At 61.8% G+C, this 21,666-nt stretch carries 24 protein-coding genes; 14 read left to right on the top strand and 10 right to left on the bottom strand.

The features are described 5' to 3' along the window. The first annotated feature begins 100 nt into the window (after positions 1-100). The 3 genes from glyA to GQ39_RS04745 all read left to right on the top strand — a co-directional run bounded on the left by glyA (position 101) and on the right by GQ39_RS04745 (position 3,973). Positions 101-1,357: a serine hydroxymethyltransferase gene (gene glyA / locus GQ39_RS04755; RefSeq protein WP_047527752.1), complete on the top strand. Its 1,257-nt coding sequence runs from the start codon at positions 101-103 to the stop codon at positions 1,355-1,357. A 155-nt stretch (positions 1,358-1,512) separates the two neighbouring features. After that, positions 1,513-2,502: a lipoyl synthase gene (gene lipA, locus GQ39_RS04750; protein WP_047527750.1), complete on the top strand. Its 990-nt coding sequence runs from the start codon at positions 1,513-1,515 to the stop codon at positions 2,500-2,502. A 37-nt stretch (positions 2,503-2,539) separates the two neighbouring features. Continuing rightward, positions 2,540-3,973: a M15 family metallopeptidase gene (locus tag GQ39_RS04745; RefSeq protein ID WP_047527748.1), complete on the top strand. Its 1,434-nt coding sequence runs from the start codon at positions 2,540-2,542 to the stop codon at positions 3,971-3,973. Between the two features lie 13 nt (positions 3,974-3,986). Here GQ39_RS04745 and GQ39_RS04740 read toward each other — a convergent pair whose 3' ends face one another. The 5 genes from GQ39_RS04740 to GQ39_RS04720 form a co-directional block, all read right to left on the bottom strand. Further along, a complete protein-coding gene (locus tag GQ39_RS04740) occupies positions 3,987-5,399 on the bottom strand; it encodes a purine-cytosine permease family protein (RefSeq protein WP_047527746.1) in 1,413 nt (470 codons plus the stop codon). 273 nt (positions 5,400-5,672) lie between these two features. Continuing rightward, positions 5,673-7,526: an amidohydrolase gene (locus GQ39_RS04735; RefSeq protein ID WP_047527744.1), complete on the bottom strand. Its 1,854-nt coding sequence runs from the start codon at positions 7,524-7,526 to the stop codon at positions 5,673-5,675. Positions 7,527-7,674: 148 nt separating this feature from the next. Next, positions 7,675-8,694, bottom strand: a complete 1,020-nt coding sequence (locus tag GQ39_RS04730; RefSeq protein WP_047527742.1) for a helix-turn-helix transcriptional regulator — start codon at positions 8,692-8,694, stop codon at positions 7,675-7,677. 145 nt (positions 8,695-8,839) lie between these two features. Next, the gene (locus GQ39_RS04725) at positions 8,840-9,685 is read right to left on the bottom strand and encodes a nitrilase family protein (protein ID WP_047527738.1); all 846 of its coding nucleotides are present in this window, start codon (positions 9,683-9,685) and stop codon (positions 8,840-8,842) included. After that, positions 9,682-11,181 carry a purine-cytosine permease family protein gene (locus GQ39_RS04720; RefSeq protein ID WP_047527736.1) on the bottom strand — a complete coding sequence of 500 codons (1,500 nt, stop codon included), beginning with the start codon at positions 11,179-11,181 and terminating at the stop codon, positions 9,682-9,684. The genes GQ39_RS04725 and GQ39_RS04720 overlap by 4 nt, the downstream gene beginning before the upstream one ends. Positions 11,182-11,380: 199 nt before the next feature. Here GQ39_RS04720 and GQ39_RS04715 point away from each other — a divergent pair, with 199 nt between their 5' ends. Further along, entirely contained in the window at positions 11,381-12,283 is a 903-nt protein-coding gene (locus tag GQ39_RS04715) for a LysR family transcriptional regulator (RefSeq protein ID WP_047527734.1), read from the top strand. Positions 12,284-12,374: 91 nt separating this feature from the next. Here GQ39_RS04715 and GQ39_RS04710 read toward each other — a convergent pair whose 3' ends face one another. Then, positions 12,375-12,908 (bottom strand): cysteine hydrolase family protein, encoded by a 534-nt coding sequence (locus GQ39_RS04710; protein ID WP_047527732.1) that lies wholly within the window; start codon positions 12,906-12,908, stop codon positions 12,375-12,377. A 67-nt stretch (positions 12,909-12,975) separates the two neighbouring features. Next, the gene (gene ggt, locus GQ39_RS04705; protein WP_047527730.1) at positions 12,976-14,703 is read right to left on the bottom strand and encodes a gamma-glutamyltransferase; all 1,728 of its coding nucleotides are present in this window, start codon (positions 14,701-14,703) and stop codon (positions 12,976-12,978) included. Between the two features lie 136 nt (positions 14,704-14,839). Between ggt and GQ39_RS04700 the strand changes: the two genes are divergently transcribed. Beyond that, complete coding sequence (locus GQ39_RS04700; RefSeq protein WP_047527728.1) at positions 14,840-15,358, top strand: methylated-DNA--[protein]-cysteine S-methyltransferase; 519 nt, start codon at positions 14,840-14,842, stop codon at positions 15,356-15,358. A 50-nt stretch (positions 15,359-15,408) separates the two neighbouring features. On the opposite strand, the gene GQ39_RS04695 is transcribed toward GQ39_RS04700, so the two are convergent. Then, the gene (locus GQ39_RS04695) at positions 15,409-15,999 is read right to left on the bottom strand and encodes an NUDIX domain-containing protein (RefSeq protein ID WP_047527726.1); all 591 of its coding nucleotides are present in this window, start codon (positions 15,997-15,999) and stop codon (positions 15,409-15,411) included. A 63-nt stretch (positions 16,000-16,062) separates the two neighbouring features. After that, on the bottom strand, positions 16,063-16,500 hold the full coding sequence (locus GQ39_RS04690; protein WP_047527724.1) for a hemerythrin domain-containing protein: 438 nt from the start codon (positions 16,498-16,500) through the stop codon (positions 16,063-16,065). Between the two features lie 143 nt (positions 16,501-16,643). Between GQ39_RS04690 and GQ39_RS04685 the strand changes: the two genes are divergently transcribed. Further along, positions 16,644-17,069: a GNAT family N-acetyltransferase gene (locus tag GQ39_RS04685; protein ID WP_047527722.1), complete on the top strand. Its 426-nt coding sequence runs from the start codon at positions 16,644-16,646 to the stop codon at positions 17,067-17,069. Positions 17,070-17,212: 143 nt separating this feature from the next. On the opposite strand, the gene GQ39_RS04680 is transcribed toward GQ39_RS04685, so the two are convergent. Next, a complete protein-coding gene (locus GQ39_RS04680) occupies positions 17,213-17,563 on the bottom strand; it encodes a hypothetical protein (RefSeq protein WP_047527720.1) in 351 nt (116 codons plus the stop codon). 148 nt (positions 17,564-17,711) lie between these two features. On the opposite strand from GQ39_RS04680, the gene GQ39_RS04675 reads away from it, so the two are divergent. From GQ39_RS04675 to GQ39_RS04640, 8 genes are all read left to right on the top strand, one after another. After that, entirely contained in the window at positions 17,712-17,978 is a 267-nt protein-coding gene (locus GQ39_RS04675) for a hypothetical protein (RefSeq protein WP_047527719.1), read from the top strand. 2 nt (positions 17,979-17,980) lie between these two features. Then, a complete protein-coding gene (locus GQ39_RS04670) occupies positions 17,981-18,310 on the top strand; it encodes a DUF6388 family protein (protein ID WP_047527717.1) in 330 nt (109 codons plus the stop codon). A 26-nt stretch (positions 18,311-18,336) separates the two neighbouring features. Next, the gene (locus tag GQ39_RS04665) at positions 18,337-19,041 is read left to right on the top strand and encodes a YoaK family protein (RefSeq protein ID WP_047538438.1); all 705 of its coding nucleotides are present in this window, start codon (positions 18,337-18,339) and stop codon (positions 19,039-19,041) included. A gap of 192 nt (positions 19,042-19,233) precedes the next feature. Then, on the top strand, positions 19,234-19,626 hold the full coding sequence (gene tusD / locus GQ39_RS04660; RefSeq protein WP_047538436.1) for a sulfurtransferase complex subunit TusD: 393 nt from the start codon (positions 19,234-19,236) through the stop codon (positions 19,624-19,626). 1 nt (position 19,627) lies between these two features. Continuing rightward, the gene (tusC, locus tag GQ39_RS04655) at positions 19,628-19,990 is read left to right on the top strand and encodes a sulfurtransferase complex subunit TusC (RefSeq protein WP_047527715.1); all 363 of its coding nucleotides are present in this window, start codon (positions 19,628-19,630) and stop codon (positions 19,988-19,990) included. Next, positions 19,990-20,283, top strand: a complete 294-nt coding sequence (tusB, locus tag GQ39_RS04650; RefSeq protein ID WP_047527713.1) for a sulfurtransferase complex subunit TusB — start codon at positions 19,990-19,992, stop codon at positions 20,281-20,283. Before tusC ends, tusB begins: the two co-directional genes overlap by 1 nt. Further along, on the top strand, positions 20,280-20,615 hold the full coding sequence (locus GQ39_RS04645) for a TusE/DsrC/DsvC family sulfur relay protein (protein WP_047527712.1): 336 nt from the start codon (positions 20,280-20,282) through the stop codon (positions 20,613-20,615). The genes tusB and GQ39_RS04645 overlap by 4 nt, the downstream gene beginning before the upstream one ends. Next, the gene (locus tag GQ39_RS04640; protein ID WP_047527711.1) at positions 20,612-21,613 is read left to right on the top strand and encodes a glycosyl transferase family protein; all 1,002 of its coding nucleotides are present in this window, start codon (positions 20,612-20,614) and stop codon (positions 21,611-21,613) included. Before GQ39_RS04645 ends, GQ39_RS04640 begins: the two co-directional genes overlap by 4 nt. Positions 21,614-21,666: the final 53 nt, after the last annotated feature.

Genomic DNA, 21,666 nt, shown 5'->3' with positions numbered 1-21,666 from the left:
GCATCTGGTTCCCTGTGTCATCGTTAACGATCATCGCGAGCAGGCTCGCTCCTACAGAAGAGCAGTGCCCCCTATTCAAGAACAACCAGAGGACTTCACCATGTTCAGCAAACACGACCAGATCAAAGGCTACGACGACGAACTGCTGGCGGCGATGAACGCCGAAGACGCTCGGCAGGAACACCACATTGAATTGATCGCCTCGGAAAACTACACCAGCCAGCGGGTGATGGAAGCGCAAGGCAGCGGCCTGACCAACAAGTACGCCGAAGGTTATCCGGGCAAGCGTTACTACGGCGGCTGCGAGCACGTGGACGTGGTCGAACAACTGGCAATCGATCGCGCCAAACAACTCTTTGGCGCCGATTACGCCAACGTCCAGCCACACTCCGGCAGCCAGGCCAACGCGGCGGTTTATCTGGCCTTGCTGCAACCGGGCGACACCGTGCTGGGCATGAGCCTGGCCCACGGCGGGCACCTGACCCACGGCGCCAAGGTCAGTTTTTCCGGCAAGCTGTACAACGCCGTGCAGTACGGCATCGACACCGCCACCGGCCTGATCGATTACGACGAAGTCGAGCGTCTGGCCGTCGAGCACCAGCCGAAGATGATCATTGCCGGGTTCTCGGCTTACTCCAAGACCCTGGACTTCCCGCGTTTCCGTGAGATCGCCGACAAGGTGGGTGCCTACCTGTTCGTCGACATGGCCCACGTCGCCGGGCTGGTGGCCACCGGTCTGTATCCGAACCCGATCCCGTTTGCAGACGTGGTGACGACCACCACCCACAAGACCCTGCGCGGCCCCCGTGGCGGGCTGATTCTGGCCAGGGCCAACGCGGAACTGGAGAAAAAACTCAACGCCGCCGTGTTCCCCGGCGGTCAGGGCGGCCCGTTGATGCACGTGATCGCCGCCAAGGCCGTGTGTTTCAAGGAAGCGCTGGAGCCCGCCTTCAAAACTTATCAGGCACAAGTGATCCGCAACGCCCAGGCCATGGCGAAAGTGTTTATCGAGCGCGGTTACGACGTGGTGTCCGGCGGGACCGACAACCACCTGTTCCTGGTCAGCCTGATCCGCCAGGGCCTGACCGGCAAAGACGCCGGCGCCGCCCTCGGCCGCGCCGGCATCACCGTGAACAAGAACGCCGTGCCCAACGATCCGCAATCGCCGTTCGTGACGTCCGGCCTGCGCATTGGCACCCCGGCCATCACCAGCCGTGGTTTCAAGGAAGCCCAGAGCATCGAGCTGGCGGGCTGGATCTGCGACATCCTCGACCACCTCGGCGATGCCGATGTCGAGGCCCAGGTGGCGCGGCAGGCGGCGGCGATGTGCAGCGATTTCCCGGTGTATCGCGACTGATCGCCCGACACAAAACCCTGTAGGAGCGAGCCTGCTCGCGATGGACGTAAAGCTGATGCGTTTTCGTCAGCAAGCCCGCGTTATCGTTAGCGACCATCGCGAGCAGGCTCGCTCCTACAGGTCCGGTTCTTGTCTGACAGACCTTGGAAAAATATATGAACACACCCGTGGAATCGCCCGGCAAAAGCCCGGCCAAGGTGGAAGTCGGTACCAAGTTACGCGGCGCGGAAAAGGTCGCGCGGATTCCGGTGAAGATCATCCCTACCGATGAATTCCCGCGTAAACCGGACTGGATCCGCGTACGCATGCCGATCTCTCCCGAGGTCGAACGCATCAAGCAATTGCTGCGCAAACACAAGCTGCACAGTGTCTGTGAGGAAGCCTCGTGCCCGAACCTGGGCGAGTGTTTTTCCGGCGGCACCGCGACCTTCATGATCATGGGTGACATCTGCACCCGCCGCTGTCCGTTCTGCGACGTGGGCCACGGTCGGCCGAAACCGCTGGACGTCGATGAACCGACCAACCTCGCCGTGGCCATCGCCGAGTTGCGCCTCAAGTACGTGGTGATCACCTCGGTGGACCGCGATGACCTGCGCGACGGTGGCGCCCAGCACTTTGTCGATTGCCTGCGGGACATCCGCAAACGGTCGCCGGGCATACAACTGGAAACCCTGGTGCCGGATTATCGCGGGCGCATGGACGTGGCCCTGGCGATCACCGCCAGCGAGCCGCCCGATGTTTTCAACCACAACCTGGAGACCGTTCCGCGTCTGTACAAAGCCGCGCGGCCGGGTTCGGATTTCGAGTGGTCGCTGGACCTGCTGCAAAACTTCAAGTATCGGGTGCCGCACGTCCCGACCAAGTCCGGGCTGATGCTGGGCCTGGGCGAAACCGACGCGGAAGTCATCGAGGTCATGCAGCGCATGCGTGAACACGATATCGACATGCTCACCCTCGGCCAGTACCTGCAGCCCTCGCGCAGCCACCTGCCGGTGCAGCGTTTCGTCCACCCGGACGTGTTTGCCTGGTTCGCCGAGGAAGGCGCGCGGATGGGCTTCAAGAACGTCGCCTCCGGGCCGCTGGTGCGTTCGTCCTATCATGCCGATCAACAACTGCATGGAGGTGCGGCGGGATTCACGCCATGATGGGCTGACTTGCCATGCATTCCGGAGGCCCGGCCCGATGCCCTTTGCCGTTCGAACATTGCTCCTGTCACTGAGCCTCACCCTGCCCTGCATCGTCGGTGCCGACGAGGCGGTCAAAACCAGGCCCGAACACATGGTGTACTTGCGCACGATCGATCCGGGCATCGCGCAGGACATCCGCTACGCCAGCGCCCACAACTTCACCGGGCACCCGCTCGACGGTTATGCGGCGCCCGAGTGTCTGCTGTCGGTGAATGCGGCCAAGGCCCTGTCCCGGGTGCAAGCGGCCTTGCAGGCGCAAGGCTACGGCTTGAAGGTTTTCGACTGCTATCGACCCAGCCGCGCGGTCGCCGACATGGGGCGCTTCGCCACCGAGCCGGGCGACCCGCGCAAGACCGAGTTCTACCCACGGGTGGACAAGCAGGACTTCTGGCGCCTGGGCTATGTGGCCCGGGTGTCCAATCACTCCCGAGGCAGCACCGTCGATCTGACCATGACCGGCCCGGACGCCCTGCCCGCCGACACCTGGACGCCCACCGCCACTGCCGTCGATTGCACGGCACCGTACGACCAGCGCTGGCACGACGGCGCCGTGGACATGGGCACCGGTTTCGACTGCTTCGATGAACGCGCGCACACCGACTCAACGCAGATCAGCGCTGCGGCCAGGGCGAATCGCCAGCGACTCACCCGCGCCATGGAGAAAGAAGGCTTCAGCGGCTACTCGGCCGAGTGGTGGCATTTCACCTACAGCGGCGATGCGACGCTGAAAGACGTCATGGATTTCCCCATTACGCCGCTTGCGCTGGGGGACGTTCTCAAGACCAGCAATCAACTGATTGTGGTCACCAGCCAAAAATGGACCGACACCCACGCGACCGCGCAGCGATATGAACGACAGGGCAACCGCTTTCGCAAATACCAGGCAGCGTTTGATGTGGTGCTGGGCAAAAACGGGTTGGCCTGGGGCAAGGGCCTCGGCCCCGTTGATCAGCGCGACGGGCCCATCAAACAGGAAGGCGATGGAAAAGCGCCGGCCGGGATATTCAAACTGGGGACCGCGTTTGGCTACGACACGACGGCTGAAACCCGGCTGCCTTACGTCGCGCTGACCTCCACCATTGAATGCGTGGATGACAGCCACTCCCAACGCTACAACCAGCTCGTCGACGGCGCGACGACAACGAAAGACTGGACCAGCTCCGAACACATGCGCAGCATGGATGAGCTGTACCGAAAAGGCATCGTCATTGAACACAACACACCGGCGGCCCCGGCAGCGGGTTCGTGCATTTTCTTCCACATCTGGCGCAGCCCTGCCTCGCCGACGCAGGGCTGCACTGCCATGGATCAAGCCGATATCTCTCGGCTGTTCAGTTGGCTCGACCCAAGCCAGGCGCCCCTGCTGATTCAAATGCCCGAGGAGCAATACGAGCAATTGCGCGTCGGCTTGAACCTCCCCGGACGCTGAAGCGGGAACCGGTTCAGGCGTTTGAACGCTGCTCGGGCGAAAGCGCCCGAGCCGAGTCCCTGGCCAGCCAGTAATAGAGAATTCCCGGCACTGCCAGCCCTACGATCCAGGAAATATCCACGCCACCCAGCTGCGCAACCATCGGCCCGGAATAGAAGTGGGTATCGACGAAAGGCAGCTGGATCAGCACGCCAACCACATACACGCCGATGCCGCGCAGGTTCCAGCGGCCGTAACGCCCCGACGGATCGGACAAGGCCGGGATGTCATAGCGCTCCTTGTTGATGAAGTAGTAATCCACCAGGTTGATCGCGCTCCAGGGCGTGAAGAATGTCAGCAGGAACAGGATGAAATACTTGAAGCTGTTGAGGAACGAGTACTGCCCCAGCAGCGCGAGGGTGGTGGATGCCGCGACAATCAGCAGTACAAACAGCATGCGCTGGCCGGCGCTGATTTCCAGACGGCTGCGAAAGCCACTGATGATGGTGGCCACGCACATGAAGCTGCCATAGGCGTTGAGGGTCGACACCGTGACCTTGCCGAAGACCACGCTCAGGTACAGCAAGGAAGCCATCACCCCTGTACTGCCCAAGCCGACGATGGTCGCCACTTCATGGCCACGAAAATTCGCCCCGGCCAACGCGGCGGCAAATACCCCCAGCACCATCGACGCCTGGGCGCCGAGCACGGTGCCCAGGCCAACCGCCGTGAAGGTTTTCCAGGACGCGGTATTGCTCGGCAGGTAGCGCGAGTAGTCAGCGACGTAAGGGCCGAAGGCGATTTGCCAGGAGGCGGACAGCGACACCGCCAGCAGGAACGTGCCCCAGCCGAAGTGCCGGTTGTCCAGCAGCAGGCCGATGTCGTTGAGGGTCATCAAGCGGGTGAACAGATAGACGAACGCGATGATGCCCAGGACGCTGGCCACGCGCCCGACCAGGTGAATCACCCGATAACCGAAGATCGTCAGAAAGGCGATGCAGGCGGCGAAAATCAAGATGCCGGCGCTGTCGCTGACATTGATCAACTGGGCTATCGCCTGTCCCGACAGTACCGCGCCAGTGGCGCTGAATCCGAGGTACATCAGGCACACCAGGACAATCGGGATCGCCGCGCCGTATACCCCGAACTGCACGCGGCTGGAGATCATCTGCGGCAGCCCTAGCTTCGGCCCTTGCGCCGCATGCAGCGCCACCACGGCACCGCCAAGCACCTGGCCAATCAGCAAGCCGATCAGTGACCAGAACACATCGCCACCCAACACCACGGCCAGCGCCCCGGTGACGATCGCGGTGATCTGCAGGTTGGCGCCAAGCCACAGGGTGAACTGGCTGTAGAGACTGCCGTGGCGCTCGGCCTCGGGAATGAAATCGATCGAGCGCGTCTCGATCAGGGGACTTCGTTGTGGGCTGTCGCAGGTCTTGGTCATTGTTATTGTTCTCTTTGAAAGATAGAAAGCATTCATGCGTCACGGAGCGGGCTTGCTCGCGACATCGCCGGGTCAGCCTGCACAAATGTCAAATGTGCAGACGCCTTCGCTGGCAAGCCAGCTCCCACAGGTTTCTCGGTTGCTCACCGATTGCGCATGCATCCCCACCTCTTGCAGGAGCTGGCTTGCCAGCGAAGGCATCGTCACATCCAACATCACCGTCGCCTGACTCAACGCCATCGCGAGCAGGCTCGCTCCCACGGGGATTTGTGTTTAACGGACAGGCTGTTGTTCGTTAACGGCCACCTGCCCCACGAACGGTGCCTTGGCCCACACGATCTTGCCGCCGACCATCGTCAGCAGCACCTTGTTGCGCCCCAACGCGTCCTCCGGAACCTGCATGAAGTTTTTGTCGAGAACGATCAAGTCCGCGAATTTGCCCGCCTCCAGCGAACCGACCACGGCATCCAGTTTCAGTTGCTCGGCGGCATTCAGGGTGATGGTGCGCAGTACGTCGGCACGGGACAGTGCCGGCTCGGCGTTGAGTCTGCCCGCATAGTCGGGGCCATAACTGTGCGGGTTCTGCGGATCGCCCGAGCGGGTGACGCCGATCTTCAATGCCAGGAATTCATCGAGCGGATCGACCGGCCAATCGCTGCCATAGGCCACGCGGCCACCGGCGCGGGCGATGCTGCCCGACGGTTCCATGCGCGCGAAGCGCTCGACACCGAGGTGATCGCTGGTGCCATCGACCGTGGACGGCGCTTGCTGTGCCCACTGGAAAGACATGTTGGCGGTCACGTCCAGGGCCTTGAAGCGCCCGTAGTCCGCGGGGTCCACCGATTCGGCGTGGGTGATGGTCGGGCGGAAGGCATTGCCGGGCAATTGCTTGCGCACGTATTCGATGGCGTTGAGCGAGTCACGCACCGCGCGGTCACCGGTGGCATGCAGGTGTGGATCGAAACCGGCCTGCACCGCTTTCAATAGCAGCGGGTCCAGCACTTGCGGCGGGAAATACAATTCGCCGCGATTCTTGCCAGGCGTCCATTTCGGTGCCTTTTCCGTGCCGGCGTTGTGCAGGTAGGGCGTCAACATGGCGCCAGTGTCGGCCGGCGCATTGATGATGCCGTCCATGAACAATTTGACGTGGCGCATGTTCACACCCGGTGTGACTTTGGCCTCGCCCTGGTCATACAGGCTGGCCAGGCTCTTGGCTTCGGCAATGGTCTTGTCCGGGTCGGCCGCCGCGGCGGCCGGATCGAGCTTGATGGCCAGCAAGGCCCGAGCGGTCAACTCGCCCGATTGCTCCAGCGTGGTGAACGCCTTGGCGTTCTCCGGCCCGGACAGGGCATCGAAGAAACTGGTGATACCTTGCTGGCGCATGGCATCGAGCGCGGCGCGGCTCTGAATCAACTTCTCGGCCTCGGTGGCGGGCGGTACCACGGCGGCCATGGCATCGGCCGCGCCGTCCTCGCAGATGCCGGTCGGGTTGCCGGTACTGTCGCGCACGTATTTGCCATCGCCGGGGTTGGCCGTGTGCTTGTCGATGCCCGCCACCGCGAGGCCACGGGAGTTGACCAGCACGGTATGGAAATCGGTGGAACGCACCTGGATCGGACGCTGGGTCTTCAGTGCATCGAGGGTCGATTTGTCCGGGTCGCCATCGAGGCCGTCCATGCCCATGCGGTCCCAACTGCCGACCTCGAGCCAGACGTCGGGCCCCTTGTCCTTTTCGGCATCCAGACAGGCCTGGATGGTTTCCTGGAAGACTTTGCGGGTCATGGTCTGGTATTTCAGGTCACACAGGGTCATGGCCCGGCCGCCGTCCCCCGGGTGCATGTGCGCATCGATCAAGCCCGGCATCAGCATGCGCCCGGCCAGGTCGATCTGCTGGGTCTGGGTGCCGATGTAGGAAGCGGCCCCCTCGTCGCTGCCGACATAGACAATCCTGCCGTCCTTGACCGCCACCGCCTGCTGCACCGAATTCTTGCCGTCGACGGTGTACACGTAGCCGTTGCGCATGACCACGTCAGCGCTTGTCGAACCCTGGGTCTGGCACCCCACCAGCGCCACGCAGGAAACGGCCGTTGCACCGGCAACGGCGATAAATAGCCTGGACAATTTCAATTGCCTCACCCCTGTTTTTATAGTTTTGAAGTGGCCCGAACAGACTGCCGCGCAAGCCCTTGATATGCAGGGCATACCCTATAGAGCGCGGCAGTCGGATGGACCTCTTCAAATGAGGAGGGTCAGGTGGTTATTTGCACCATGGCGCTCACTCCCGGCGCACGATCTCCGGTGAATTTGGCGAACGCAGCACCGAGCCGAGCTCCACCTTGCTCTTCACACCCAGTTGCAGGTAGCAGTTGCGCAAGTAGGTGCGCACCGTCGCCGGGCTCAGGGAGAGAATTCTGGCGATTTCTTTGTAGGAATGACCGGCGGCAAACAGCATCGCCACGGTCCGTTCGCGAGGCGCCAGCACCGCCCCGCGTGGCTGGGTTTCCAGCGACAGGATGACGTGTTCCGCGTTGGGGGTCAGGGTCAGCGCAGAGCGCCCCAGGCGCATGACGCAAGGCGCTTTGGGTAACTGCGCAATGACTTCGGCGGGCAGTGTCGAACCGTTCCAGCCAGGCAGTTCCCGCTGGATCATGGTGCACAACCCGGCGCCGATGTAGAGCAGGCCCCCGTCCTGGCGCGCGACGCCGAAGTCGCTGGCGCCGTTGCCGGTGTCGACGCGGATCATGTCCTGCACCTGAAACCGCCACAGCTGCAACAGGTGCTCGCAGAATGCCGAAAACAACTCGGCCTCAATGTCGTTGAAACCCGGGGCCTCGGCTCCCCGATAAAGACAGACGAAAAACATCAGGCCGCTTTCCGGCAACTCAAAGGTGATGCACATCGGGTGATAGAGGTCATGGCGCCGGGCGAACGCATCCACCTCAGCATTGGGATCGGTGAAGCCACTGTCACGGATGACTGCGCCGGGGTGGCTCAAGGTGTCGTGGGAAAACTTGTCGCTACCGGCGCTTTTTTGCCAATCGCCAGCGAAGGAATCGGGCAGGTCGATGCGCCCGTGCATCCAGCTCTGCGGAGGTGCGCTGGCCACCGAGGTGGACATCTCGCCCCACCATGCCGATGCGAAAGGCACCAAGTGCCGAAATGCCTGCAGGCCATCGGCGATGAATTCGGCGGCGCCACATTCCCGTGCCAGACGTCCCAAGTGCAGTACGCATTGGTTGAACGCTCGCAGCGTGACCATCGACGTGTCGACGCCAATCTTGCTCCCCTCCTCCATCCTGTCGATCCTGTTCGCTGCATGGTTTTCGATTCGACCATGCCACAGGCGCTGCGATGGCGTCCACAGAACCCACCGCAAGGCTGTCTTCGCTGGCAAACCAGGTTTCTGCAGAGGATGGGCGTGACGGGTATTGCGCTGGCCGTCAGTCGAGCGAGCGGTCCATCCCGTACAGGTGCGGGCGCCGATCGCGATGCAGGTCATTGCGCTCGCTGATGCGCTTGTTGCGGGCCTCGGCGAGGTTCAGGGTGGCCAGCAAAATCTGCTCACCGCCCTGCTCCGCGGGCCCGGCTACCGGATAGCCATCGGCGTCGACGATCACCGAGCCCTGCACCCAGCCCACTCCGCGCTCATGGCCGTAGCGGTCACACGCGGCGATGAACAAACGGTTGACTGAGGCATTGGCCTGTACCCGCAAGACTTCCGCCGGGCGTTCGGTTTGCGGACGTGGGCCGTCGGGCCAGTTGACCGGGGCGCAGAGCAGGTCTGCGCCGGCCAATGCCGGCAGGCGCACCCACTCGGGGAATTCCAGGTCGTAGCAAATCAGCATTCCGATACGCCCGTGGTCGGTCTCAATGACCGGCGGCGCTTCACTGCCGGCAGTGAAGATCTCCTTCTCCGCATCCCACAGATGCGCCTTGCGGTACACCGCACGCACGCCCTGAGCATCGATCAGCGCCGCACTGTTGGCCAGATCATCCCCGCCCAGGTGCTCGCAGAAGCCGCCCACTATGACAAGGTTCAGTTCCCGGGCCAGCGCTTGCCACAGGCGCAGCGTCGGGCCATCGCGGGTTTCCGCCAGGGCCAGGGCCTCGCTGCGGTCGGCAAACAGGTAACCGCTCTGCACCAGTTCCGGCAGCACCACAACCTGCGCCCCTCGCAGGGCCGCCGAGCGAATGGCACGCTCGGTGAGGCTGCGGTTGTAAGCAAGATCGCCGATTTTCGGCGCCAACTGACAGCAAGCGACCACGGTACTTTTTGCAGTGTTCAACGCCCTGCCTCCTCCGTTTGATGAGCCATGGCGACAATGTCCTTCTCGCTGATCCCGTCGATGACCCGGCGCTCGGCGACCAGGTCGAGCGAACGACTGAGAAGGAAATAAGTCAGGCCGGACACCACCAGACCCACCAGCCAGGCAATGTCGACCCCTTCAAGCATGCGTGCCAGCGGGCCGACGAACACTTCCTTGTTGGCGGCGGCATCGAAGATGTAGAAAAACGGCACCATCGCGGCAAACCCGATCAGGTAGGAGGCGATGCCACGAAATTGCCAGGCGCCGTAGATACCGTTCGGTGTAAAGAAGTGCGGGATCGCGTAGCGGCCCTTGCGGACGAAGAAGTAGTCCACCAGATTGACCGCGGTCCAGGGTACGAGGAAGTACAGCAGCAAGACGAGGAAGGTGTTCAACAGTGCAATGCCGTCACCTTTGATCGACAGCACGCAGGTCAACAGGATCAGGCTGATGACGCTGATCGACAGCACCCGGGCACGGGGCGTCGGGGTGATCTTGCTGATCGAGTCGACGCCGGTCAGCAGCGTCAGCATGGCGCTATAGGTATTGAGCGCAATGATCGGCAGGAAACCCGCCACCGACACGACCACCAGCAGATTGCCCAACCCCGGCACCATCGAAGAACCGACCTGATTGAGCGCCACCAGCGCGTCCGCCGCTTTCAGTTCCTGGGCGAGCCAGGCACCGAGGCCGATCATCCAGCTACCCGACAACGAGGCGCCGATGAACACCGCCGCGATCAGTTTCGGCCGGCTGGTGTTCTTCGGCAGGTAACGGGAATAGTCGGAAACGTAAGGTGCATAGGAAATGTTGTAGCTGGCGCCGATGGCAAACAGCGTGGCGAAGGCAACCCAGTTGAAACCCAGGTCGGTAGCTGGCGTGACGCCTTCGGAACCGGCGCCGAACATCAACGCGATCGTCACCAGCGCATACAACGGCAACGTCGCCAGTAATGCCCACTTGAAGGCTTTGTGCATCAGGTCGTGGCCGTAGATCGACAGCAGCGCGCCAATGAGCACCACAGCCACGGCGACGTAAGTCGGGTTGATCCCGAACACATGCTCAAGACCGTTCATGATCAGCGAGATGTTGACCACGTTGAACCCGACGAACACGAACATCGTCGCCATCAACGCCAGGATCACCCCGCGATAACCGAACTGGGCGCGCGACTGGATCATCTGCGGCAGGCCCATTTCCGGCCCTTGCGAGCCGTGGAAGGCCATGAAAATGGTGCCGAACATGATGCCCAGGGCGCCGGCCAGCATGGTCCACAGAGCAGACAACCCGAGGCTCGGGCCGACAAAGCCGATGGAGATGGTGAAGAAATGGAAATTACCGAGAAACCAGAATGGCCCCTGACTGCTGAGCTTGGCGTGGCGTTCGCTTTCCGGAATGTAATCGATCGAGTGGCCTTCGATGGCCAACCCGCTGCCGGCCTCGGCGGCGCGCGCAGAAAGTGGGGTTCCTGACATACGATGGTTCCTATGCAGTTGATTGTTTTTATTGTGAGCGCAGCGGTCGTTTCGACGTCCAGATCAGATGAAAATCCCGAAAAAGCTGACGATGACCCTGGTTTCCCTGCAATGTATGGCGTTGGTCAGGGCGGTAAAATATCGCAGGCACACTGTTTACATAGATCTACACCTATGTGATTGAACATCGGGAGCGCCCATGCTGGGGAATGTAACGGAGCTGGATCTACGCTTGATCCGGGTATTTCTTACCGTCGTCGAGGCGGGCGGGATTTCGGCGGCACAAACCGCCCTCAACACCACGCAGCCGACCATCAGCGCACAGTTGGCGACGCTTGAGGCGCGGGTCGGATTTCGTCTGTGTGAGCGTGGACGGGGCGGATTTTCGGTGACGCCCAAGGGCGGCCAGTTTGTCGAGGCGGCCCGGCGCTTGCTCGCGGCAGCCGAAGGCTTCCGGGTTGAAGTGCAGCACATCAACCGCAAAGTCTCGGGCAACATCAACATCGGCCTGCTCGGGCAGATCGACCCGGTGGCCAACAAAAAGATCGGCCTGGCGATTGCGCGCCTGCGGGCCAGGCATGAAGGCCTGTACTTTCACTTCACCGAACTGTCGTCGTCGCTGCTGGAAGAGAAAATCATCAACAGCCACATCGACCTGGCCATCGGTTATTTCTGGCACCGCTTGCCCAATATCGACTACTTCCCCCTGTTCCAGGAAACCCAGATCGCCTACTGCGCACCGTCTCATCCGCTGTTTGGCCAGGTGGGCGCACTGACCCGTGACGATGTCAGCCACTATGACTGGGTCTGGCCGAGCCACCCCTTGCCGGAAATGCCGGCACCCACCTCCATCGAACGCCTGACGGTGCTGACCGACAGCATGGACGGCGCCGCCCTGTTGATTCTGTCGGGCCAACATTTGGGTTTTCTGCCGCAACATTACGCGGCACGGCATGAACAACTGGGGCAACTGCACCCGCTCAACCCCGAGTTGCTGCGCTATGAGGTGGGTTTCCACGCGGCGGTGCGGCATTCGTCGCGGCAGCGCGATCTGGTCAGTGCATTCCTGAACGAATTGATCGACATCTTTGGCGCGCCTTAGATCAAGGCATCAGCGCAATGCCTGTGGGAGCTGGCTTGCCAGCGAAGGCGCCATCGCGAGCAGGCTCGCTCCCAAAGAGAATGGGGTGGTTTCAGGGTCGGATATCGTTGGCCGGGACGACGTCGATCCGGGCAACAGCGCTGGTCAGGTGCGCCAGATCCTTGTTGTGCTCGGCGATGATGTCTTCAGCGGCCATATTGCCGTTGTCGACGGTGGAGTGGGCGTCGGCCGCGAGCACGACGTCGTAACCCAGTTTCAATGCCTGGCGCACGGTGGCGTTGACACAGTAATCGGTTTGCAGACCGCAGATGATCAGGCGGCTGACGTCCAGCTCCTGCAACTGGTCATGCAAGTGGGTCTGGTAGAACGAATCCGGGGTGGTCTTGCGTACGCGCAGGTCCTGGGACACGGTTTGCAATCCTTCGGCGAGTTGCCAGCCTTCGGCGTTGCGTGCCAGGGGACTGCCCTTTTCTTCATGCTGGATCAGCACCACGGGGAGCCCTTTGCTTCGGGCCTTGGCACTGAGGCCGTTGATGCTGTCGATGACGCGCTGGATCTGGAAGCACTCATACTCGCCGGAGCACAAGGCCTGCTGGACGTCGATGATTAACAGTGCAGTAGTCATGGTTCCTTCCTTGAGAAGTCAGTGGAACAGGGACGAACATAAGTCCGTCCCCGTCCAAACACAAGGCTCAATAACCCAGCGACAACCCGGTGTTACGCCGTGGATCGTTGGCGCCGTAGAAGCGGTTCTTGCCTACCGGTTTGCCATCCAGGGACGGCGCGCCGACGAGAATCGCCGCCAGGTGGTTGGCGTCCTGCGGCCCGGCAAACTTGTGCCCCCAGCTTTCGAGGATCTTCACCGTGTCCGGGCTGGTGGTGAAGGCTTCGAGGTTGGTTTCCTCCGGCAGCCATTGCTGGTGGAAACGCGGTGCATCGACCGCTTCCTGGATGTTCATGCCGTAGTCGATGACGTTGAGCATGGTCAGCAGGGTTGCGGTGATGATGCGACTGCCGCCGGGCGTGCCGACCACCATCACCACTTTGCCGTCCTTGGTGACGATGGTCGGGCTCATGGATGACAGCGGCGCCTTGCCGGGGGCGATGGCGTTGGCTTCACCCTGCACCAGGCCGTACATGTTCGGCACGCCGATCTTCGAGGTGAAGTCGTCCATTTCGTCGTTGAGAATGACCCCGGTTTTACTGGCCATGACCCCGGCACCGAACCAGTCGTTGAGGGTGTAGGTCACCGACACTGCGTTGCCCCATTTGTCGACGATGGAGTAATGGGTGGTGTTGTTGCCTTCATGGGGCGCGACCCCAGGCTTGAGCTCGCGGGACACACCGGCCTTTTGCGGATTGATGGCTTCGCGCAGTTTGGTCGCGTAATTCTTGTCCAGCAGATGGGCAATCGGGTTCTTCACGAAGTCCGGGTCGCCGAGGTAGCTGTTGCGGTCCACGTACGCGTGGCGCATCGCTTCGATCTGATAGTGCATGCCCTGGGCCGAGTGATAGCCCAGGTCTTTCATCGGGTAACCTTCGAGGATGTTCATGATCTGGCAGATCACCACGCCACCGGAGCTCGGAGGCGGGGCCGAGACCACGTGGTAGCCACGGTAGTCGCACTCGATCGGCGCCAGTTCGCGGGTCTTGTATTTGTCCAGATCGGCCTGGGTGATGATGCCCTTGTTGGCCTGGCTGGAGGTGACGATGGCGTCGGCGACCCAGCCCTTATAGAAGCCGTCGGCGCCCTTCTCGGAGATGGTCCGCAGGGTTTTGCCGAGGTCTTTCTGCACCAGCTTCTGTCCGACTTGCATCGGCTCGCCGTTGCTCAGGAAGATCGCCCCGGAATCCTTGATGTCCTTCTTGAACACGTCGGTGGCGTAGTCCAGCAAATCGACATCACCTTGTTCCAGCACGAAGCCGTCTTCGGCCAGCTTGATTGCCGGGGCGATCACTTCCTTGCGCGGTTTGGTGCCGTATTTGCTCAGGGCCAGTTCCATCCCGGACACGGTACCGGGCACGCCGACGGCCAAGTGGCCACGGGTACTCAGGTCCGGGACAACGTTGCCCTCTTTGTCGAGGTACATGTTGGCGGTGGCGGCCAGCGGGGCTTTTTCGCGGAAATCGAGGAAGGTCTTGCGTCCGTCGGCCAGTTGGATGGTCATGAAACCGCCACCGCCCAGGTTACCGGCGGCGGGATAGACCACCGCCAGCGCGTACCCCACCGCCACGGCGGCGTCGACGGCATTGCCGCCGCTCTTGAGCACGTCCACACCCACATGGCTGGCCAGATGCTGGGCAGTGACCACCATGCCGTTTTCGGCCGCGATCGGGGCTACGGAGGCGGCGTGGGCCATCAGGCAGCTGAGTGCCAATGAGGTCGCTATCAGCGATTTGGCAAAAGGTTCGTACTTCATCAGTCGGTCTCTTCTTGTTATTGAACAGGGGAACGCTTCAGGAGCCGTAGGCAAGTATGGTCGCGATTGCGTATTGCGCCTCCCCGGCGAGACAGTATCCTTAACGCCCGTTCAACCATTCGGCGCGGCCTTCGGCATGACCTACACCTGCAGCACCCTGGCGTCTCCGGTCGGCGAGTTGAAGCTGGTTGCGAACGGCTCGCGACTGGCGGCCATCCTCTGGGAAAACGACAAACCCGGCCGGGTGCGGCTCGGCCCGATGAGCGAAGCGCCTGACAATCCGATTCTGCTGCGCACGGCGCAACAACTGCGCGAATACTTCGCCGGCGGCCGCCATCATTTCGAGCTGGATCTGGAGTTTGTCGGCACGGAGTTCCAGAAAAAGGTCTGGGCAGCGCTGTTGACCATTCCGTTCGGCGAGACCCGTAGCTACAGCCAGATCGCCGAGCAGATCGGCAACCCGAGTGCGGTCCGGGCGGTGGGTGCGGCGAATGGCAAGAACCCGATTTCGATTATCGCGCCGTGCCATCGGGTGATTGGTGCGTCGGGGAAGCTGACGGGATTTGCCGGGGGGCTTGAGGCGAAGGAGAAGCTACTGACGCTGGAAGGTGCTCAATGGCTCGGAGCCGGAATGACCGCTGATCTGTTCGGGTAAACACAGTTCTCTGTGGCGAGGGAGCTCGCTCGCCACAGAAGGCCCAAGGCTTAAGCCGCGAAGATGTTTTTCATCGCCGCATACTGCAGCAGCATGATGGTCTTCGCATCGCAGATTTCGCCACGATAAAACGCCTCGATCGCTTCATCGAAGGCCCATTCCAGCACTTCCAGTTCTTCCGTCTCTTCCTCCAGCCCGCCGCCTTCGCCGACCTTCGACGCCGCATCGTATTCGGCGATGAAGAAATGCAGTTTTTCCGTCACCGAGCCCGGACTCATATAGGCCTCGAACACCGGCTGCACGTGGTGCACGCGGTAACCGGTTTCTTCTTCCGCTTCGGCACGAATGCGTTCTTGCGGCGCAGCGCCTTCCAGCAGCCCTGCCGCCACTTCGATCAGCAGACCGTCGTGGCCGTTGACGAACACCGGCAAGCGGAATTGCCGGGTCAGGACCACGGTTTTCTTCTCGCGGTTGTACAGGAGAATCGCCGCGCCATTGCCACGGTCATAGACCTCGCGGGTCTGGCGCTGCCAATCGCCGTTGTTGCGTTGATAATCGAAGGTGATTTTCCGCAGCAGGTACCAGTCGTGGGACAACACCTGTGACTCTAGGATATTGACCCGCTCGGCTGTGTTCGACATGACAACGCATCCTGTTTTATCGAGATTGCGCATCTTAGGTGAAAACGCCTGGCGTTTGATCCCTCAAACAAGCTGAGCCTTGTATTCCTTCAAATAGGCACCGGCCAGGGACTCTTTCTGTTTGTCGTCGAGCAACTTGCCGGCCATCTGGAAGAACTTCTGCTCTTCCTCTTCAAGATGGTGATGGACCTTCTCGGACAGCTTCTTCGCGGTGGCCAGCCAGGCCGGGCTGGACATCTCGGTCCCATCCAGCTCTTCCATCATTTCGTCCATTTCGTGGTGTTCGGCGATCGCGTGGCGGCTGAGGTCGACGCCGTTATCGAACTCCATCAACGGGATGTAGAAGTGCCGCTCCTCAGCGGTTTCGTGGGCCTGCAGTTCGGACTTGAGCTGTTTGTAGGCCGCAACCCGTTCCGGGGTGTCGCCGCTGGTGCGAATCAGCGCTTTGGCATAGGTACGTTGGCGTTCGTGGCTTTCGCGCAAGGCTTCGAAAATATTCACGGAGTGTCCTCATGGGCGGCGTTCTGGAATGACGCTCTCTGAGGCTAGACATCTGCGTGCGGGCTACGGTTCCACGCGTGCGGGGATAGATCAATCGCCGTGACCAAGATAGTCTGCGGCTTCACTGCCATAAGGACATAGCCATGACCCTGCGAATCGAGCTGTCGCCAAACCCCACGGAAGAAGAGCGCCAGGCCATCCTGCAGCCACTGCGCGCCTATAACGCCTCGAAGGCCGCGGGTGCCGTGCCCGAGCACATTGCATTGCTGGTGCGCGATGACAACGACGAAATCCTCGGCGGGCTCTACGCCCGGCTGTTCTACCAATGGTTGTTCATCGACCTGTTGTCGGTGCCGGAGCAGGCGCGGGGACAGGGCATGGGAACCCGGCTGATGCAGATGGCCGAAGACCTGGCGCGGGAGAGGAAATGCATCGGGCTGTGGCTCGACACGTTCGAATTCCAGGCACCGGAGTTCTACAAGAAATGCGGCTACAGCGAGATCGGGCACATTGCCGACTACCCGCCGGGGTATAAGCACTTCTTTTTTCAGAAGCGCCTGAACAACTGAATCAACACGCCTGCTGTAGGAGCGAGCCTGCTCGCGATGGACGTTAACGATAACGCGGGCAGGCTGACTTAACGCGTTGCCCTTGAGTCCATCGTCGGAACGCCGCCCGGAGCAGGCTCGCTCCTACACCGGCGTGCATCAAGTCACAGGCAGGTGGCCAACGCCGCCAACCGACGCTTGGCGACAAAGTCATCATGCTGCGCGTAGTAGCTCAACACGGTGCCCGAGGCATCGGTGGTCACGTCAACGAACGACTCCGCCGAACGCGTGTAGACGGTAGTCCCGCCCTTCTCGCTTGGCTGCAGGTAAGCCGCCGCATCGACACCGAACACCGCTTCGTCCTGCCAGGAAAACTGCACGCACTGGGCAACATCCCTGGCCGGCTTGTCCGAGTTGAGGGTTTTGTACGGAGGTTTGCTGCGGGCATCGCTCATCACCGAGCCCGCGCAACCGGCCAGCAACGTCACGGCCAGCGCTACCATCAGAATTCGCATTGCAGTCGCTCATCAGGAAAAAGCGGACTGTATCACCGTGGCACGGCGTTTCGTTCTGCTTTACTGCATTTATACCGCGACATCGCGCGACGAATCGCGCACCCTGTCGCGCCCTTCGCGTCGCATCGACCTCTATTGTGGAAGCCCAATGACACCCAACGCCGAGTTTTACAAACCCACCACTGAATACGCCGACAAGCTGATCAGTCAGATCGGTCAGACCCCCTCCTGGATCGCCAAGCGAATCGGCGTGACTGACAAGCGCATCCGTTACATCCTCGACGGCGAAAGAACCGTCAAGGGTGAAACCACACCGATCCAGATGACCTACACCGAGCAGTTTGCCCTGGAGTGCCTGGCGGCAGCGGCCAAGGCCAGCAAGAAGCAGGCTTCGCAATCCCTACCCAAGGAGTGACCATGGCGGCATCCGGGCAGCAACACGAACAGGCACTGAAGCGGTTTCTCGAAGAACGCCCCGAGCTGCGTGTGGAGCTCGACAACTTGAATCCATTGCTCGCTCAGGTAAAGGGCGAGACCCTCGCGCAGTATCGCGACGAGCGTTTACACGAAGCCTTCGAGGCCGAAGCCGAGCGTCTCGGTCTGTTTGCCTGGGAATTGACGCTGTTGTTGACCGCCGCCACACCCGAGGACTATCAGGCCCAGCGGCTGGACGTGCACAGGGAAGTCGCGGAAATGGCCGGGCTAGACTGGCAGGAATATTGCGAGTTATATGGATTAACCCCCTAACGTCTCGCTCAAGGATGCCGCTGCCGATGTTGCCTTCGTCTTCAAGTACCCACGCCAGTTCCAGACATTTGCACACTCAGAAATGGCGCGGGCGCATCGGCCTGAGCCTGGTGGCGTTGCTCTCGGTGCTGGCCGGCATGACGGACGCCATCGGTTTCATGGCCAGCGGTGACTTCGTTTCGTTCATGAGCGGCAACACCACCCGTATGGCGGTTGCCATCGGCGCTGGCGACGCGGGATTGACCTTGCGCCTGGCGCTGCTTGTCGCCACCTTCATTGTCGGTAATGCGCTGGGCATCATCGTCAGCCGGCTGGGTGGGCGCCGGGCGCTGCCGCTGTTGCTGACCATCGCCGCGTTGCTATGTGCTGCCGCCGCCTGGCCTTTTGATTCACAGCTGCCAGCCCTGCTCGCGGCCATTATTGCCATGGGCATGCTCAACGCCGCCGTGGAAGAGGTCAATGGTTTGCCGGTGGGCCTGACGTATGTCACCGGCGCCCTGTCGCGCTTCGGACGCGGACTGGGTCGCTGGATGCTCGGTGAGCGCCGTAACGGCTGGCGTGTGCAACTGATTCCGTGGACCGGCATGTTCGCCGGTGCGGTACTGGGCGCCGTGCTCGAACATCATCTGGGGCTCAAGGCGCTGTTCGCCAGCGGCCTGCTCGCTGCGGGACTGGGGTTTCTGTCGCTGAAGATCCCGCGACGCTGGCAGTTGGGGTATATGCCGCGTTGACTGCAGTCCGCTATCGCTGGCAAGCCAGCGCCCACAGTAGATCTGCGGCGAACGACGATTCTGTGATCGACGCATTACCTGTGGGAGCTGGCTTGCCAGCGATTGGCGGCAACCCGGTCCCCGCGAAAACGCCCTTCGCCGCCCCGCCGATAAAGCTTTATCATGGCCGCAGTTTCGCTGATCGAGTCCGTCATGAAGTTCGCCATCGCGCTGTTTTCCGCCGCCCATGCACCCTCCTCGCGCCGTGCCCTGCTGTTCGCCCAGGCCGCGCTGGCCGGCGGGCATGAAATTGTCCGGCTGTTTTTCTACCAGGATGGCGTGTACAACGCCTCCAGCAGCGTGGTCACGCCCCAGGACGAGCAGGACGTGCCCAAGCAATGGCGCGCCTTTGTTTCCGAGCACCAGCTGGACGGCGTGGTGTGCATCGCCGCCGCCTTGCGCCGCGGTGTGCTGAACGAAGAAGAAGCCAGGCGCTATCAACGTGAAGCCGTCGCCGTCGACGCGCCATGGGAATTGTCCGGCCTCGGTCAGTTGCATGACGCCGTTCAGGACGCCGACCGCCTGATCTGTTTCGGAGGCGCTTGAGATGGCCAAATCCTTATTGATCATCAGTCGCCAATCGCCTTGGTCCGGCCCCGGCGCGCGCGAAGCACTGGACATCGTGCTGGCCGGCGGTGCCTTCGACCTGCCCATCGGCCTGTTGTTTCTCGACGATGGCGTGTTCCAGCTCGCCGCCCGACAGGACGCCAAATCGCTGCAACAGAAAGACCTGAGCGCCAACCTGCAGGCCCTGCCGATGTTCGGCGTCGAAGCGCTGTTTTTCTGTGCCGACAGCGCCGCCGAACGTGGCCTGGCCCCTGGCGCCCTGTCGCTGGAAGAAGCCGCACCGCTGACAGCCAGCGAAATCACCGCCCTCATTGACCGTTACGACCAGGTGATCACCCTCTGATGTCGACTTTGCATGTGTTGTCTCACTCCCCGTTCAGCGACTCGCGCCTGAGCAGCTGCCTGCGCATCATCGGCGCCGCAGACGCGCTGCTGTTGTCCGGCGACGCAGCTTATGCCTTGCAGCCGGGCACAGTGCCTTTCGCGACGCTTCAAACCCGTGGCCTGAAACTCTACGTGCTGGCCGAAGATGCCCAGGCCCGGGCCATCGACGTTCCAGACTGGGCCAGGGCCATCGATTACCCGGCCTTCGTCGAGCTGTCGATCCAACACGACAAGGTCAACACGTGGCTATGAATTCCCTGACAGTCGGCGCCCGTACCATCGAGTTGGACAAGGACGGTTTTCTGGTCGAGTTGAGTGACTGGTCTGCCGACGTCGCCAGCGCCCTGGCGGCGGCCGAAGACATTGAGTTGAGCCCCGAGCACTGGGAAATTCTCGAACTGCTGCGCAGTTTCTACGCCGAATTCCAGTTGTCGCCGGCCACCCGCCCGCTGATCAAATACACCGCCTTGAAACTCGGTCCGGCCAAGGGCAACAGCCTGCACCTGAACCGACTGTTCAAAGGCACCCCCGCCAAACTCGCCGCGAAACTGGCGGGCCTGCCCAAACCGACGAATTGCTTATGACTGACTACCCAGCGCTGACCCTCGAAACGCCCGCCGAACACCCGTTCGCCCCATTCGTGCGGATTCTCGGCAAAGGCAAGCGCGGTGCCCGCGACCTGACCCGCGAGGAAGCCCGCGAAGCCATGGGCATGGTGCTCGACGACAAGGTCGAAGACACCCAGCTCGGCGCGTTCCTGATGCTGCTGCGGCACAAGGAAGAAAGCGCCGAGGAAATGGCCGGCTTCACCGAAGCCTTGCGTGAGCGCTTGCAGCCACCCTCACTGGCGGTCGATCTGGACTGGCCGACCTATGCCGGCAAGAAGCGTCATTTGCCGTGGTATTTGCTGGCGGCCAAATGCCTGGCGCAAAACGGCGTACGCATCTTCATGCACGGCGCCGGCGCCCACACGGCGGGCCGCCTGTATAGCGAACAATTGCTGGGGGCTTTGCAGATCCCGCTGTGCCGCAACTGGCAGCAGGTCGGCGAGGCGCTCGACAACGCCGGCCTGGCGTTCATGCCATTGGTGGACTGGGCGCCGCAGCTGCAACGGATGATCGACTTGCGCAACACCCTGGGCCTGCGCTCGCCGATCCATTCCCTGACGCGCATTCTCAACCCGCTAGGTGCTCGCTGCGGCCTGCAAAGCATTTTCCATCCCGGTTATCAGGCGGTGCACCGCGATGCCAGCGGCCTGCTCGGCGACACCGCGATTGTGATCAAGGGCGATGGTGGCGAAATCGAGATCAACCCGGATGCCGACAGCCACCTGTATGGCACCACGGGCGGCGAGAGCTGGGACGAGGAATGGCCACAGCTGTCGAGCCAGCGCCATGTCAAACCGGCCAGCCTCGACCCCGAGCACCTCAAAGCCGTCTGGCGAGGGGATGTGGTCGACAGCTATCCGCAGATGGCCCTGATTTCCACTATGGCCCTGGCGTTGCGCGGCTTGGGGCAGAGCCGCGAACAGGCGTTCGAAACCGCACAGCGATACTGGGATGCTCGGGACAAATCGATTTAATCGATCATAACTTCCCAACCTTTGCGCTTTTTGTTCGAACTCATGGGAATAGA

It is taken from the genome of Pseudomonas sp. 11/12A (genome assembly GCF_000800055.1).
GTDB classification, from domain to species: Bacteria; Pseudomonadota; Gammaproteobacteria; order Pseudomonadales; family Pseudomonadaceae; genus Aquipseudomonas; species Aquipseudomonas mohnii.
This window is presented reverse-complemented; position numbering and strand designations above follow the sequence as displayed.

Coding starts and splice junctions, on each gene's coding strand:
- GQ39_RS04745 (WP_047527748.1), top strand. CDS start 2,540: ATGCCCTTTGCCGTTCGAACATTGCTCCTGTCACTGAGCCTCACCCTG.
- tusC (WP_047527715.1), top strand. CDS start 19,628: ATGGCCAAATCCTTATTGATCATCAGTCGCCAATCGCCTTGGTCCGGC.
- GQ39_RS04685 (WP_047527722.1), top strand. CDS start 16,644: ATGACCCTGCGAATCGAGCTGTCGCCAAACCCCACGGAAGAAGAGCGC.
- GQ39_RS04715 (WP_047527734.1), top strand. CDS start 11,381: ATGCTGGGGAATGTAACGGAGCTGGATCTACGCTTGATCCGGGTATTT.
- GQ39_RS04695 (WP_047527726.1), bottom strand. CDS start 15,999: ATGTCGAACACAGCCGAGCGGGTCAATATCCTAGAGTCACAGGTGTTG.
- glyA (WP_047527752.1), top strand. CDS start 101: ATGTTCAGCAAACACGACCAGATCAAAGGCTACGACGACGAACTGCTG.
- ggt (WP_047527730.1), bottom strand. CDS start 14,703: ATGAAGTACGAACCTTTTGCCAAATCGCTGATAGCGACCTCATTGGCA.
- tusD (WP_047538436.1), top strand. CDS start 19,234: ATGAAGTTCGCCATCGCGCTGTTTTCCGCCGCCCATGCACCCTCCTCG.
- tusB (WP_047527713.1), top strand. CDS start 19,990: ATGTCGACTTTGCATGTGTTGTCTCACTCCCCGTTCAGCGACTCGCGC.
- GQ39_RS04675 (WP_047527719.1), top strand. CDS start 17,712: ATGACACCCAACGCCGAGTTTTACAAACCCACCACTGAATACGCCGAC.
- GQ39_RS04680 (WP_047527720.1), bottom strand. CDS start 17,563: ATGCGAATTCTGATGGTAGCGCTGGCCGTGACGTTGCTGGCCGGTTGC.
- GQ39_RS04640 (WP_047527711.1), top strand. CDS start 20,612: ATGACTGACTACCCAGCGCTGACCCTCGAAACGCCCGCCGAACACCCG.
- GQ39_RS04670 (WP_047527717.1), top strand. CDS start 17,981: ATGGCGGCATCCGGGCAGCAACACGAACAGGCACTGAAGCGGTTTCTC.
- GQ39_RS04700 (WP_047527728.1), top strand. CDS start 14,840: ATGACCTACACCTGCAGCACCCTGGCGTCTCCGGTCGGCGAGTTGAAG.
- GQ39_RS04730 (WP_047527742.1), bottom strand. CDS start 8,694: ATGGAGGAGGGGAGCAAGATTGGCGTCGACACGTCGATGGTCACGCTG.
- GQ39_RS04665 (WP_047538438.1), top strand. CDS start 18,337: ATGTTGCCTTCGTCTTCAAGTACCCACGCCAGTTCCAGACATTTGCAC.
- GQ39_RS04710 (WP_047527732.1), bottom strand. CDS start 12,908: ATGACTACTGCACTGTTAATCATCGACGTCCAGCAGGCCTTGTGCTCC.
- GQ39_RS04720 (WP_047527736.1), bottom strand. CDS start 11,181: ATGTCAGGAACCCCACTTTCTGCGCGCGCCGCCGAGGCCGGCAGCGGG.
- GQ39_RS04740 (WP_047527746.1), bottom strand. CDS start 5,399: ATGACCAAGACCTGCGACAGCCCACAACGAAGTCCCCTGATCGAGACG.
- GQ39_RS04645 (WP_047527712.1), top strand. CDS start 20,280: ATGAATTCCCTGACAGTCGGCGCCCGTACCATCGAGTTGGACAAGGAC.
- lipA (WP_047527750.1), top strand. CDS start 1,513: ATGAACACACCCGTGGAATCGCCCGGCAAAAGCCCGGCCAAGGTGGAA.